Below are 15369 nucleotides of genomic sequence, written 5' to 3' on the forward strand. Positions count from 1 at the left end.
GCCCCGCCCTTCGGGAGCCGCCTAAAATCCGCTCATCCGGCGTTACGGCTGCTTGAAAGATTGACGATATTCCTACACAGCCGCGCCTTGGCTGAGCGGATTTTAGGCAGACTCTGGTGGTCATAATCTAATCATTGGGTGCTCTAATCTCCCAGGCGGGCGATCTCTTCGCCGAATTCACGAATATCCTCGAAAGATCTGTATACTGAGGCGAAGCGCACGTAGGCCACCTTATCCAGTTCCTTGAGCGCGTCCATGATCACATTTCCTATGTACTGACTCTCCACTTCCCGTTCGCCGGTGGCGCGCAAAGTGGATTTGACCCGGTTAACGCATTTCTCCACCTGCTCCGTACTGACGGGGCGTTTTTCCAGAGCCCGCTGCAACCCGGCACGCAGCTTGTCCTCGTTAAAAGGCTCACGGGAGCCGTCACGCTTTATCACTCGGGGCATTACCAGTTCTGCCGCCTCGAACGTTGTAAATCTTTCATGACATTTAAGACATTCACGGCGACGACGGATCTGATGACCATCGGCAACCAGTCGCGAATCGATGACCTTGGTTTCCTGCTCAGAACAAAAGGGACAGTACATACACACTCCAGACAGGAGAATCCTAACGAGTTCCCGGATTGGGGGCTTGCATTAAGCCTCGCTTGTACCGGGTTGAATTGGGGCATAAGCTATCAAAAAAACCCTCTTGAGAACAGCCAAACCCCATGCGTTTACTTCTGGCTTCCTGTTTGCTGAGCTGTATGCTTTTCACCCCCGGTGTCTTGGGCAAGGACTGCAAGAGTCTTGGTCAACTCCAGTGGCTGTTGGGTGACTGGCACACGCAAAATGACCATCGCCGGGTCAGTGAGCGCTGGCAGCAGGTCAGCGGGCTGACCTTTGAAGGAACAGGCGAAACATTCAGTGACAAAGGCCACTCAGTGGAGTATCTGTATCTGACCCTGATGGGCGATGGAGTTTTTTATCTGGCCAAGGTGGCAGAAAATCCAATGCCCGTTCCCTTCAGAATGACTGGATGCAGCGGAGCTTTCGCACAGTTTGAGAATCCCGGCCATGATTTCCCGCAGAGAATAGCCTATCGCCTGTTAAGCTCAGGACAGCTCAGTGTCAGGGTTGAGGATCTGAACGGCCAGGGGTTCGATCTGACCTTTGACCCTGACCGAAGCAAAGAGGTGGATTAGAAGTCCAAGGCCAGCTTGTGCTTAAAACCCATGGCCGGATAACAGTGTTCAGGTACGGTAATAATCCGTACCCAGTGCCCAAGCAGCCCGTATACGACGTCGGCAACGCTTTCCCCCTTCACCGGCAAACATTCAATTCGGTCTGTTGCTGCCCCTGATATATACCCTGGGTTGGGTCACTACAAACAAGGGTGATACAAGCAACCTTCTTCTCATCTGTGCACCGCAAAGCAGTTAGCTGGACGGGCTGCATCAGGCAAGAAAATTACGACGTGCCGGCTTGTCTGCGACGCCTCAGATTAGCGCCTGTTTTCAGAGGTACCACTAAGAATAAAAGCGAAAAATGTTTTGTACTTCATTTACTTGGGCTATGTTTATTGCACTACTGTTACAGGCAGCCTATCAGCTTTTCGGAGGAAGGAACCGTCTCATGACCCTCAATGATCTGACTATCCGGACCAAGTTTTCCATCCCTCTTCTGGCCGTCAGCATACTGGTGGTGCTGGTCAGCATACTGAGTATGAATAATGGCAAACGACTCTCGGCGGACGCCCATTTGCTGTCCACCACCTTTATCAGTGCAATAGATACAGGCTTAAATGCCGATCGCGATCTCTACCAGGCCCTCACTGCCAGCCAGAACTATGTCACCAAGAAAAGCCTGGGTCTGGGACAAACAGCGCAGGATCAAAAAGACTTCAATGAAAATGCCCAACAAGCGCTGGACAGAATGAATCGCGTGCGAGCGCTGATGGAGGGATACCCCGAGATTGCAGAAGTCAACCGGGATTTCGACGAGGACTATCAGGCCTGGTTCAGATCGGCCAAGCAGGTCTTTACCCTGGCGGACAGCGGCAATGTGGCTGAAGCCGCCACCTTCAACAGTACCGAGGTCATGAGCAACTTCAACCGCCTGCGCAACCATTATGATGTGACTGGTGCCAGGATTAAAGAGGTGGCAGACAGGATTACCAGCGAAGCGAAGGCCGCCGGGGATCGTCAGCGGAATATCCTGATCGTCGTCACCCTGCTGGTAATCATTGCCTGTGTCGCCAGTATGGTATGGGGCCCCAAACTGGTTACCACCCGGGTCCACGAACTGGATACTATGATCGCCACCATCAGCGAAGGAGAAGGGGATCTTCGTGGTCGCCTGGATAGCAGCGGCAAGGATGAATTGTCCAAACTGGCCGGTACTTTCAATAACCTGATGAACAAACTTCAGCAGCTTATCAGCATGATAAAAGGCGATACGGAAACCCTGGATAAGGCGGTGGTCAAACTCAATGATTCAGCCAGGGAAAGTGAACAGATATCTTCCGAGCAGAACAACAATCTTGATCAGATTGCCACCGCCGTCAACCAGTTGACCCACGCCGTGCATGAAGTGGCGAACAACTCACAGACAGCGCTGGGGGAAACCCGCCAGGCAAAAGATAAGGCTTCACAGTCGGGCGTGGTGGTGGACGAATCCATCTCCAGCATCAACAAACTCTCATCGGCCGTCACCCACGCCAGTCAGGTGATCAGCAAACTTGCCGATGAATCCAAGAGCATCGTCAAGGTGCTGGACGTGATCCGGGGGATTGCAGAGCAAACCAATCTGCTGGCTCTCAATGCTGCCATAGAGGCAGCCAGGGCAGGCGAGCAGGGTCGCGGCTTTGCTGTGGTTGCCGATGAAGTCAGGACCCTGGCCAGTCGCACCCAGCAATCCACAGAAGACATCCAGCGAATGATTGTCGGCCTGGAAAATGGCGTGACGGAAGCGGTCAATGCCATGACTACGGGCACCAGCCAGGTAGACAACGTGGTGGAGATGTCACGACGTATCCAGGAGTCCCTGGACCAGGTCGATGCCGCCATTACCCAGACCAACGACATGATTTATCAGATTGCCACGGCAACCGAAGAGCAGAGCCAGGTGGTAGACGAGATTAACAGGAATGTCACGGTGTTAAACAGTCTGTCCCAGCAGAGCGTCAGCGTGGTCCGCAATACTAAAAAGGTCTCGGATGATATCGCCCATATGGCTTCCGGCCTGAATGAGAATGTTGGCCGCTTCAAAGTGTAGGACGAAGCTATACCGGTGCTACAGCTCACCAATCAATATTCGCTCCAGGGACAGACCCACTACCAGAATGGCCCGCCCTTGTGGTGACTGAAGCGGGACACTGACATGAGCTACGAAGCTGGACGTGGACTCGTCATATTCTAAGTCACCCACCTCGATGGCTTTGTGCCCCAGATCGGTAATCTTCGCTTCGTCCCCTTGCCAATAGTCGGACGTCACCCGGGAAACGGCCAGCAGCTCACCGTTGTCACGGGTTACCATCAGCTCACCGACGGCAGGCAGCCCCGCCTGTATGACCTTGAGTCGTTCCGCCAGGGGATTGTCCAAGGACTCCGCAATCAAACGATACTCGCCTGATTTTAACTCTTCCCGCCAGGTCGCCTCCCTGAGGGCAATTTCTTCCCCCGGGGAGGGTGCCTGGTGCCCGAGGCGGGCACTGAGTTCCTCGCGGAAGCCTTGATCCAAAGCGGGGATGACCTGATCTTCCACATACTTAATTGCCTGCTGCCTTTCCAGAGGTGACAGCTGGGTTATCTGGGGATTGCATTCCCCGATGCGCCGGTTAAAACGGGTGATGAAATCGGGATACTTTTGATGAAATTGATGGGAGAAGGTCACATTCTTGGCACGATAGCGTAAAAATCGGATCGACAGATTCTGAGGCTCCGAGTGCAACAACGTCTTGACTTGCAAGTCATCCGCAACGAAGTAATCGATGCGTCCAGCGACAAATTGTTGCAGCAACTGATGCATGTCCCGGGCTTTGAGATAAGGGACCCGGTTGTGTTCCAGCAACCAGCTTTCCACATCACTGCCCCTGACCACTCCCAACCTGTGGCTTTGTCCCCCGCTCTTCCCGGCTAGTCTTTGGTAGACATACCACTTTTCCAGTACCATGGGAAAAGAGCCGATTCCTTCTTCAACCTCACCCACTGAAGTGAGAAATACTCCATCCACATTCCCTTCTGCCAGTTCTCTTTTCGCCCGGGCCCAGGGCAGCATCAGTATTTCAGACTGCACCTGCTCCTTATCAAGAATGCACCGGATCGTCGCCACGGAACGGGTGTCGCTTTCGGTTTGGTTCAGCAATTGTTGAGGGGACTGACTCTGCGTGGCCAATGTCAGGAACTGGGGCTGAGCGATTGCCATCAACAAGGTGGCGATATGAGGAAGGGTCACTGACATGTTTTCATCCCCTGAAAATTGAAAATGTCCTGATGCAGAGTATAGGAGTTCCCCGGCACCTATTACCTGATATGAAACCAAAAAACGCAGCCGGAGCTGCGCTTTCTGAGGTCGATCACCCTACAGGAATCAGGCGTAAACCGGGAATCGATCACATAAGGCCACGACTTCGCCCTTGATACGCTCAATCACCGCCTCGTCGCCCATATTGTCCAGCACGTCACAGATCCAGTTGGCCACTTGTTTGGCCTGCTCTTCCTTGAAGCCGCGGCGGGTAATAGCCGGACTGCCGATACGCAGGCCGCTGGTGACAAAGGGGGAGCGGGGATCGTTGGGAACAGAATTCTTGTTCACCGTGATATTGGCCCGTCCCAATGCCGCATCCGCGTCTTTGCCTGTAATGTCCTTATCGATGAGATCCAGCAGGAACAGATGGTTTTCCGTACCGCCTGATACCACTTTGTAGCCGCGCTCCTGCATCACTGACACCATTGCCTTGGCGTTCACCACCACCTGCTTCTGATACTCCTTGAACTCAGGCTGCAGGGCTTCTTTGAAGGCCACCGCCTTGGCAGCAATAACATGGCACAGGGGACCACCCTGGTTGCCGGGAAACACCGAACTGTTAAGTTTCTTGTAGATGTCTTCATCGCCACAGGAGGACAGGATCAGGCCGCCACGTGGTCCTGCCAGGGTCTTATGGGTAGTGGTAGTGACCACATGAGCGTGGGGCAAAGGGTTAGGATACAGACCGGCAGCCACCAGGCCGGCGACATGGGCCATATCCACCAGCAGGTAAGCACCGACCTTGTCGGCGATGGCGCGGAATTTCGACCAGTCCATAATGCCGGAATAGGCAGAGAAGCCGGCGATAATCATCTTCGGCTTATGCTCCAGGGCCAGGGCTTCCACCTGGGCGTAATCCACCTCACCGGTTTGCTCATTCAGACCATACTGGACAGCCTTGTAGGTCTTACCGGAAAAATTCACATGGGATCCGTGAGTCAGGTGGCCGCCGTGGGCCAGACTCATGCCCAGCACAGTGTCATTGGCATTAAGCAGGGCCATAAATACGGCGCTGTTTGCCTGAGAGCCAGAGTGCGGCTGCACATTGGCATAATCTGCACCGAATAACTGCTTAGCACGCTCAATGGCCAGATCTTCGGCCACATCCACATACTCACAACCACCGTAGTAGCGCTTGTGTGGATAGCCCTCTGCATATTTGTTGGTCAGCTGTGAACCCTGCGCCTCAAGTACCCTGGGGCTGCAATAGTTTTCCGAGGCAATCAGCTCAATATGATGTTCCTGGCGCTGGGTTTCATTCTGGATGGCCTGAAACAATTCAGGATCGAAATCTTTGATATTCATATTTCGTGAAAGCATGGTCTCTCCTCGGGTATTGCCAGCGTCAATTTGGGGCCGGACGGGTCAGCGGATGGGAGGGCATATTCTAGCCATTTTGCCCCGGATGTACATAGTCGGCGGCGCATTGACCCTAAGCCGATATGCCATATCTTTCAACTATCTGTTCTAAACAGCCTCTTGCCCGCCTTTCGTCACCTGCCGCATCTGGTTTAGAATAGCCGCCATCCGAAATCAGCTGCGAAGCAATCTATGTCTCAATACGTTTATACCATGCACAGGGTTGGCAAAATCGTCCCACCCAAGCGCGAAATCCTGAAGAACATCTCTCTTAGCTTTTTCCCGGGGGCCAAGATCGGAGTACTGGGTCTCAACGGCGCCGGTAAATCCACCCTGCTGCGCATTATGGCCGGTATAGACACAGATATAGAGGGAGAAGCCCGGCCCCAGCCCGGTATTAACATCGGCTATCTGCCCCAGGAACCCAAACTGGACGAAAGCAAGGACGTGCGCGGCAATATCGAAGAAGCCTTTGCCGATGTAGTGCATGCCCTTAAACGCCTTGACGAAGTGTATGCCGCCTACGCAGAAGAAGACGCAGATTTCGACGCCCTGGCCAAGGAGCAAGGCGAGTTGGAAGCCATCATTCAGGCCAAAGACGGTCATAACCTGGACCATGCCTTGGAGCGTGCCGCCGATGCCCTGCGCCTGCCGCCCTGGGAAGCGGATGTGTCCAAGCTGTCAGGCGGCGAACGTCGCCGGGTGGCCCTGTGCCGCCTGTTGCTGGAAAAACCCGATATGCTGCTGCTCGACGAGCCCACCAACCACCTGGATGCCGAGTCGGTGGCTTGGCTGGAGCGGTTCCTGCACGATTACGAAGGCACTGTGGTAGCCATTACCCACGACCGCTATTTCCTCGATAATGTCGCCGGCTGGATCCTGGAACTGGACCGCGGATATGGTATTCCCTGGGAGGGCAACTATTCATCCTGGCTGGAACAAAAAGACAAGCGCCTGGAGCAGGAGGAGAAGACTGAACAAGCCCGCCAGCGCTCTATCAAGCAGGAACTGGAATGGGTACGCAGCAATGCCAAGGGCCGTCAGGCCAAGAGTAAGGCCAGGATGTCCAGGTTTGAGGAATTGTCCCAAGGCGATTATCAGAAGCGTAATGAGACCAACGAGCTGTTTATTCCACCGGGCGAACGCCTGGGCGACAAGGTCATCGAAGTAAAGAACCTGACCAAGTCCTACGGGGATCGGGTGCTGATCGACGATCTGAGCTTCAACATGCCTAAGGGTGCCATTGTGGGGATCATCGGTCCCAACGGCGCCGGTAAGTCCACCTTGTTCCGTATGCTCAGCGGTGTGGAAAAGCCAGACAGTGGTGAGATCATCGTCGGCGAGACGGTTAAGCTCACCAGTGTGGATCAGTTCCGTGATCACCTCGATGGTAACAAAACCGTGTTCCAGCAAGTGTCTGACGGCCAGGATATCCTGCGTATCGGAAACTTTGAAATCAACAGCCGGGCTTATGTCAGCCGCTTCAACTTCAAGGGCAATGACCAGCAGAAGTTCGTTAAAGACCTGTCAGGCGGTGAGCGCAACCGCCTGCATCTGGCAGAGCTGTTGAAAGCAGGCGGTAACGTACTACTGCTCGACGAACCCACCAACGACCTGGACGTTGAAACCCTGCGGGCGCTGGAAAATGCCCTGCTGGAATTCCCCGGCTGTGCCATGGTGATCTCGCACGACCGCTGGTTCCTCGACCGGGTAGCCACCCATATTCTCGACTACAGGGACGAAGGCAAGGTCAACTTCTACGAAGGTAACTACACCGACTACGAAGCCTGGCTGAAAGAAAACTTTGGTAAGGATGTGGTCGAGCCCCACAGGCTGAAATACAAAAAAATCAGTAAGTAAAGGTCCGACTAGTTACGAAAGGAAGTCGCAACTTTTAATAGAAAAACAAACAAAGCCGGAATTCACTTCCGGCTTTGTGTTTGCAGCCGCGAAGCAGGACGCGTAGCGGCTGATAAAGAGCCCGTGCCCACCGTTTGAAATATAAGAATATTACCAACTAAGGACGTAACGAGCTGCGGCAAAGCCACAGCTTCTGTAGAAAAAGACCGGGCAGGAACCGATATCCGGCCTGGTGATTGTCAAGCAGGCAAAGGGCTCACCTACCTGGACATTGCTCTGCGGTTCCTGAGGGACCTGCAAGGCCCGCTCTCTCTGGACCAAAGCGCTAACACTGATGAGTTTTACCCAGAAAATCATACAATTAGCCTGAAATGTCTGGATGTTATTTTGCAAAAATACAACTATGCTTAAGCTATCATGGTTGGGTTAAATAAGATGACAGCAGACAACAGACGAAAATTTACCCGCATTGTCTTTTCCGCACCGGGAGAGATGCGTCAGGGCATGAAGAAATGGCAATGCAGCCTGTTGGATATCTCGCTCAAAGGGGTGCTGATTGAATGTGACACGCCCTTTGATGGGGATCGGCAACAATCCATATTACTGGTCCTAACCCTGCCTGGAATGGGTAACAGTATTATGCTGGAGGGCGAAGTCTGTCATACCGAGCATGAGCAACTGGGTATCAAGATCAAAATGATCGATATCGACAGCGCCTCGCGGTTGCGTCGGCTAGTGGAACTTAATGTGGGAGACGACTCTCTGCTGAAACGGGAACTGGATGCCCTGGTCGCCCCGGAAAAAGGCACTTAATACCTGCTCACAAAGTTGCAAGGAAATACAGTCAGCACCTTGTTCCCTTTCGCGTCCTGGCGGCCGCGCCCCGGAAAACCTTTCCTAATAACCGGGTGAGGCAGAAATTTACGCCAGACACGGCGAGCCGCAGGAGGGCAAAGGGATCCAATCTATCCGCGTTTTGGAGTAAATTCCCCCTCAGATTGCCTCCAACGCCTCACCGAGGCGCTTTACACCGGTTATCTTCATCCCCTGGATGGGCTGTTTAGGTACATTGGCCCTGGGCACGATGGCCCGGGCAAAGCCGTGCTTGGCCGCTTCGGCCAGTCGCTCCGCACCATTTGGCACGGGGCGTATCTCACCAGCCAGCCCCACTTCCCCAAAGACAATCAGATCCCTGGGCAGGGCCTGGTTACGAAAACTCGAAATCATCGCCAGTAACAGGGCCAGATCGGCGCTGGTTTCTGACACTTTTACGCCGCCGACCACATTCACGAACACATCCTGATCATTCATCTGGATATTGCCGTGCCGGTGCAGTACGGCCAGCAGCATCGCGAGGCGATTCTGCTCCAGTCCCACCGCCAGACGTCTGGGATTGGCCATCTGCGAATAATCCACCAGGGCCTGCACTTCCACCAGCAAGGGACGGGTCCCCTCCCAGATGACCATCACCAGGCTACCGGGGGAGGTCTCCTCCTCCCTGCTGAGGAAAATAGCCGACGGGTTACTGACTTCACGCAGGCCCTTGTCTGTCATGGCAAATACGCCCAGTTCATTAACCGCACCGAACCGGTTCTTCTGCCCGCGCAGGATACGAAAACGACTGTCCCCGTCTCCTTCCAGCATCATGGAACAATCGATACAGTGTTCCAGCACCTTGGGTCCGGCCAGGCTGCCGTCCTTGGTCACATGCCCCACCATCAACATGGCAATGTGATGCTGCTTGGCAAAGCGGGTCAGATAGGCTGCACTCTCACGCACCTGGGAGACGCTGCCGGGAGCCGATTGCACATCGGCCACATGCATGACCTGGATGGAATCAATAACCATCAATTGTGGTTTGTGGGTCAGGGCCAGGTCGCAAATGGTTTCGATGCTGGTCTCGGCCAGTAATTTGAGTCTGTCAGTGGGCAGCCCCAACCGGTGAGCGCGCAGTGCCACTTGTTGCAGGGACTCCTCCCCCGTCACATACAAGGCCTCTTTTTCCCGGGCCAGGTTACACATGGTCTGCAGCAGCAAGGTGCTCTTGCCTGCCCCGGGGGAGCCGCCAATCAGAATGGCCGAGCCCGGCACCACGCCACCGCCCAGCACCCTGTCCAGTTCTTTGAAGCCGGAAGAAAATCGCGGCAGGGCCTGCAGGTCAATATTGTTCAGGGTTTGCACCTGGGCCACCGTCTGACCGGCATAGCCCTGGCGTCTTGAGTCCGCAGCAGGGCGAGCCGGCGAGATGACAAATTCGGAAATGGTATTCCAGCCGCCACAGTCACTGCATTGCCCCTGCCAGCGGGGAAATTCGGCACCGCAGTCCGAGCAAACAAAGGCAGTTTTTCTTTTCGCCATATATCCAAATCAGAAGAATCGTAAGAAGAGCAAGCATACCAGTTTTCGCCGCTAAACTCCCTACCTGGCCAGACCGGGAAAAAGTGTTAGACAAGGCTCTCTCTTCTGGCTAATGTCTTGGATTTTCCGATTGGTAGCCGACAAACTATAAGAATAATGAAAGCGAACAATCCCCTCCCTGTCGAATTGCAGGAAAAACTGATCCCTCAGTTGTCATCACCGAACCTTGACAAGGTGCTGCTCGACGCACTGCCCGGAAGTTCGGCCTCAGAGCGTTTTTTATGCAAAATGGAGTTGCGTCGACTGGCCAAACCCTGTCTCAGGACCATTGACCTGCGTGGCAGCGTGGAGGGTCAGTGCTACCCATTTCAGTTCCAGGAACGCACCCACTATCTCGACAGCCTTGCCCTGGAGGAATTCAAACGCCAATTGACCCTGTATGGGGGCTTTACACAAGGTGTGTATGAAGCCGTGCACCAGATGCCCAACAATTACCGGGTTATGCAGGAACAGGCCCGTGCGGCCCAGGCTGGCCCCCCACAGGAAAAAGATGCTGCCAGGCTTGTGAGCGACAGGTATCTGGCCCAGACCATTTTGTTCCGCAATTATGCCCTGCGCCGGGAAGAGCGGATGAATTTTGTCATACAGCTGGAAGTCCGCGATGAAAAAGCCGAGCACTTTTCTGCAACCAGCATCGATCTGTCAGTAAGTGGCCTGCAAATAAAGACTGGCCTGACCAGGCGGTTCACCCCAGGCCAGAAACTGACAGTGTATTTTCGTGGACTGGAACAGGACTATGTATTGGATAAGTCCGGTCTGGGCTATGAAGTAGTCCGCACTGAATATAAAAAAGACAACTGCTATCTGTGTCTAAACCGGACCTCAGATAACCTTGATTCCAGCATGGACCAGTTTCTGCAAACTTTTATTCATGGAAATAAGCGTCGTTACAAAGTCAATCTGGAAAACACCTTCGAAGCAGTGCTGGCAAAAGGGTACGAGCAATATTTCACCACCGTCACCTCCTCTTTGCCCGTCTTCATTGATGATTATGAAAAGGTGTTACAGCCTAGGTTTCTGCTGCTCAACGACAGGAACCAGTCTTTGTACCTGCACTGGCAGAAAGCGGCGGGTAATCAGCTCGGTTATCTGTTCAGGCCAGGGCGCCTGAATAAATGGCGGGCTAGGCCGGGGGCGCACTCAGCCGATCTGTTGTACAGCTTTTGTATCCAACGCGATGGACGCGACTACTGGTATTCAGCCGCTTTGTCAGAGCTGAAGAATAATCCGTTATTGCATCAGACATTCTTGTCCTATGGCGCGCGCCAGTCCAGTTGGCGGGTTTATACCGTGCAATGCCAGCGGGTCAGTGCGGATCAATCCCATGCTCCCTCCACCCTACCGGACAGCCTGGGGCAGACCATACGCAAATTAAATCGTCCCACTTCGGCAAGGTTGATGTCGCTGATGAAGCATCTACGCTGGTTGATACTGCTGACCGATGTCACCGACGAAAAGGCCCGTACATTGTATCAGGCATTGCCTCTGAGTAATCAGCACCTCCCCTTACTCAAAGCCCAGGCGCATCCTCGCAATCAACCTCCGGAGCCGATTCAGGCCGTCAGTTTTCAGTACCGCAGCTTACGCCAGGAAGACAGATATAAGCTCAGCTCCAGGGCCAGGCTTTCTGTTGCCGGTACCAGCATCGATGCAGTGACCGAGGATATATCCTGTCATGGAATCAAACTGCGCCTGGACAGTCAGATCACCCCACCAGATGTGCTAACGGTCAGTTTTGGCGAGTTTCAGGAACTGACCACGAAATACAGGCTTAAAGATATTCCCTACCAGGTCAGGCACTGGAATGCAGAGAAAAAAGTTCTGAGTTTGCAGTTATACCGGCCAGAGCAGGGAGTCAGCGAACAGGCTGCCCGGTTTTTCACCGAGTTGCTGGACAAAAACAAAAGAAAGCTGGCAAAGGATCCAGAGCATCAGGATTCCCTCGAACTGGGCGAGGCACTCAAGCGTATCATGGTGACCAGTGCCGCCAATCCCTGCCTATTCATGGTTCGCCAGGGTGCGACTTACGTGGCTGACACCATAGCGCTGCCTGGACCTGAGCACCGCTTCCCGGCCTATTGTCTGCATGAGAGTCCCGCTGGTTCGGCCAATCTGAGCATGTTGCTGACCCGGGAGGCGGGACGCTATTTTATTGAACAACTCAAGGGATTGAGTGCCACCGCAGAGGCCAGACACCTGGAACTCTATATCGTCAAAGATGCCAGACAACCCGGCAAGGCTGTCAATGTGTTGTTCAGAGATCAGTTGGAAAATGAGGGGTTGGCCAATCGACTTATCAGTCTTGCGCAGCAAAAAGGCACCCTTGAGGCTTACCGCCTGTTACTGACCCGAACCGGACGGCCGGACACCAGTGGCTTCGAAGCTGAGTTGAAATACATAAATCTGTATGCGTCCCACAAGGCCAGGGCTCTGGAAGACAGGCTATGGGAAGCCGGAATTGTGTGCGAAATCCTCGACATCAGTGACGAAGTGCTGCAACGTTTTGATTTCAAAGCACAAGAAAACGCTGACTTGTCCGATAATATAAATAATCCCGCTTAGCAATATGGAAGCGCATGGCCGCAGGCATAGAACAATATCAGGATCTTATTGAACAACTGAAGCCGGTGGTCAAAGAGCCTGCCTTCAACCAAATCCTGTCTCAGGTGGCCTCCTCGGTGCCCCGCCCGAAACGTTTTCTGATCAAGATGGAGCTCAAGCGCCAGGCCAAGCCTTGCAAGCGAATCATTGACTTACGGGGGATGGTGGACGGCCAATGCCGCCCTTACGAACATGACGGCATACTCCACTACCTCGACGATACCGCCCAGGAAGTGTTCGAGCGCCAGGTTCGCAGTTTTGGCGGCTACACCCTTGGTGTCTATGAAGCTGTCACCAATACCGAAAACAATTTCCGCGTCATGCATCAGAAGTCTCAACAGGACAATGCTGAGACGCCTGGGATTAATCAGGATCTGCCACCTGAGAGCCGCTACCAGACGCCGCTGATCAGTTTTTCCGGCTTCCATCAGCGTCGCGAAGAGAGAATGAATTTCGTGGTGCCGGTGGACTTGTTCACCGAGTTGCGTGAGTCAGTGCATGCCAACAGCGTCGATATCTCGGTCAGCGGCCTGAAAGTCAAGGTGCACAAAAGGCACATGTTCAAGCCCGGCGAGAAGCTGACCGTTCATTTTCGTGGTCTGGAGCTGGATTATGGTCTGCGGCGGGGAGAAGGGGTGCAGTACCTGCTGACGGACATCGACCGTAGCCGGGAAGAACAGCGTTTGTCGCTGAAGCGTCTTTACGAGCAGGATCAAAAAGGGTTCGACACTTTTCTGGAGCGATTTATCCAGGGCAACAAGCGTCGTTATAAGGTCAATATGGATAACACCATCGACGCCATTATGACCAAGGGTTTCGAGCAGTATTACATCCCCCATTTCACCTCGGTACCTGTGTTTGTCGGTAGGGAACTGGGCGAGCTGCACCCCCGCTATCTTTTATCCAATGACTGCAACAGGGAGGTCATCCAGTATTGGCGCGATGAAGTCAATGATCTGCAGCTTGGCTATCTGTTCACCCGTAACCGGCTGGAGGCATGGGCCGCCCGGCCAGCCGGACAGCAGGAAACCTATCTGTTTACCTTTACCCACGTCACCCAGGGCCGCGTCTATTTCTATACAGCCAGCATGGATGAACTGGACGCCAACAAAGGGCTCAAGGGAGCCTTCCTGTCCTATGGCTCAAGAAAGGCCAGTTGGCGTGTCTACAAGGCTCAGCTATGCGACATGCTCCCGGAACAATGCCATACCCCTTTGTCCCTGCCCGACAGCGTCAATGAGCAGATAAAACGACAGAATCAGCCCCCCTCAGCGAGATTGCTGTCCAGGCTCAAGGGGCTGCAACATATCGTCCTTTTAACGGATGTGACCAGTGAATGGACGATTCAGGCCTATCAGAAACGCAAATTCAGCAAGCAACAACTGGCTGGTCTGCAGGTGTTCTGCCATCCACGCAACAAGCGTCCCCCTGAGATACTGCCATACAGGTTCAAATACCAGGAACTGCGTCGGGAAACGCGTTTCCTGTTGCGTACACCGGTCGAATTGACACATGCTCAATTTGATCTTGGCGGTGTCACCGAGGATTTTTCTCCCAGCGGCCTGCGTATAGAGTTACAAAATCTGTTTCCCCTGGACGTGGGGGCGGAAGTGGAGCTGAGCTTCCCCAAGTTGCAGCAACTGACCAATAAATATGAGCTGGCCAAACTGCCATACAAGGTGGTGCGGGTCAGTGACGATCGCAATGTCCTGCACTTGCGCCAGTCTGAAGAAGAAAAGGACACAGTGGCCAGGAGTTTTTTTGTCGAATTGATCCGCAACAACAGGCGCAGTCTGAAGCCCACCCACGAGCAGGAAGATCTGGCCGGTATCGGTGAAGCCCTGCGCAATATCTATGCAGCCAATGTGCAGAATATCGCCCTGTTTATCAAAAAGGTCGGCGTCCAGTTCCAGCCGGACAGCATCACCGAGCCCCCCCTGCATCACCCGCTGCTCCCGTTGCTGAAACATCTTGCCGAACCGGAGCAACTGAACCTCTACCCGTTGTTTGCTGCCCGGCTGGACGGACGGGAATTTATCGAGCAGACACTGAAGAATCTGCGCACACACAACAAACCCCACTCCTTCGAGCTGTTCGTGGCCTTCAATCCGCAGGCACGCAGTATTCAGCAAGCCACTATCGTACGTCTGGCCCAGCAATTCAATTCGGATGCGCAGCGCCGGGAATTTATCAGCGTGGCCATGGGCAAGGGACAATTCTTTGCCATCCGTCTGTTCCTGACAAGAACGGGCCGTCCCGACATCTCATTGCTGCATTCGGAGCTTAGCTACGTGGGGGCCTATGCCGTGCATAAAGCAAAAATGCTGGAGGAACAATTGTGGAATGTGGCAGCGGTGGCAGACATAGTCGATGTGACGGCAGAGGCCATGTACCGATACGGCTTTAATCAGCATCATATTGAGGCCAATGCCAGGGCGGGTGACAAGGGATAAGGGATAAGGGATAAGGGATAAGGGATAAGGGATAAACATGATCTGCCCCCAATAAAGTAGACACGGGTTGCAAACTATTGTTTTTCAAATGCCATGGGGCTGACTCCACCGAGTGTCCCATGACGTCTTACTGTATTGTAATACTCTTCGATATACCACTTGGC

General features: G+C 53.7%; 10 protein-coding genes. 6 read left to right on the top strand and 4 right to left on the bottom strand.

Annotation, left to right across the window (positions count from 1 at the left end):
- Positions 1–143 precede the first annotated feature (143 nt).
- Positions 144–593 carry a transcriptional regulator NrdR gene (nrdR, locus tag J0A66_RS19715; RefSeq protein WP_206575578.1) on the bottom strand — a complete coding sequence of 150 codons (450 nt, stop codon included), beginning with the start codon at positions 591–593 and terminating at the stop codon, positions 144–146.
- Positions 594–718: 125 nt separating this feature from the next.
- On the opposite strand from nrdR, the gene J0A66_RS19720 reads away from it, so the two are divergent.
- Positions 719–1192, top strand: a complete 474-nt coding sequence (locus J0A66_RS19720) for a DUF6265 family protein (protein WP_206575579.1) — start codon at positions 719–721, stop codon at positions 1190–1192.
- Between the two features lie 430 nt (positions 1193–1622).
- Positions 1623–3263: a methyl-accepting chemotaxis protein gene (locus tag J0A66_RS19725; protein ID WP_206575580.1), complete on the top strand. Its 1641-nt coding sequence runs from the start codon at positions 1623–1625 to the stop codon at positions 3261–3263.
- Between the two features lie 18 nt (positions 3264–3281).
- On the opposite strand, the gene J0A66_RS19730 is transcribed toward J0A66_RS19725, so the two are convergent.
- Complete coding sequence (locus J0A66_RS19730) at positions 3282–4448, bottom strand: type 2 periplasmic-binding domain-containing protein (RefSeq protein ID WP_206575581.1); 1167 nt, start codon at positions 4446–4448, stop codon at positions 3282–3284.
- 129 nt (positions 4449–4577) lie between these two features.
- Complete coding sequence (gene glyA / locus J0A66_RS19735; protein ID WP_206575582.1) at positions 4578–5834, bottom strand: serine hydroxymethyltransferase; 1257 nt, start codon at positions 5832–5834, stop codon at positions 4578–4580.
- Between the two features lie 231 nt (positions 5835–6065).
- On the opposite strand from glyA, the gene ettA reads away from it, so the two are divergent.
- Together ettA and J0A66_RS19745 are read left to right on the top strand one after the other, a co-directional pair.
- Positions 6066–7733, top strand: coding sequence for an energy-dependent translational throttle protein EttA (ettA, locus tag J0A66_RS19740; RefSeq protein ID WP_206575583.1), 1668 nt, complete (start codon positions 6066–6068; stop codon positions 7731–7733).
- A gap of 435 nt (positions 7734–8168) precedes the next feature.
- Positions 8169–8546 (top strand): PilZ domain-containing protein, encoded by a 378-nt coding sequence (locus J0A66_RS19745; RefSeq protein WP_206575584.1) that lies wholly within the window; start codon positions 8169–8171, stop codon positions 8544–8546.
- Positions 8547–8726: 180 nt separating this feature from the next.
- On the opposite strand, the gene radA is transcribed toward J0A66_RS19745, so the two are convergent.
- Entirely contained in the window at positions 8727–10091 is a 1365-nt protein-coding gene (radA, locus tag J0A66_RS19750; protein ID WP_206575585.1) for a DNA repair protein RadA, read from the bottom strand.
- 156 nt (positions 10092–10247) lie between these two features.
- Here radA and J0A66_RS19755 point away from each other — a divergent pair, with 156 nt between their 5' ends.
- The gene (locus tag J0A66_RS19755; RefSeq protein WP_206575586.1) at positions 10248–12713 is read left to right on the top strand and encodes a PilZ domain-containing protein; all 2466 of its coding nucleotides are present in this window, start codon (positions 10248–10250) and stop codon (positions 12711–12713) included.
- Between the two features lie 14 nt (positions 12714–12727).
- Positions 12728–15205 carry a PilZ domain-containing protein gene (locus J0A66_RS19760; RefSeq protein ID WP_206575587.1) on the top strand — a complete coding sequence of 826 codons (2478 nt, stop codon included), beginning with the start codon at positions 12728–12730 and terminating at the stop codon, positions 15203–15205.
- Positions 15206–15369: the final 164 nt, after the last annotated feature.

The sequence above is a fragment of the Bowmanella dokdonensis genome, assembly GCF_017254865.1.
Taxonomy (GTDB): Bacteria; Pseudomonadota; Gammaproteobacteria; order Enterobacterales; family Alteromonadaceae; genus Bowmanella; species Bowmanella dokdonensis.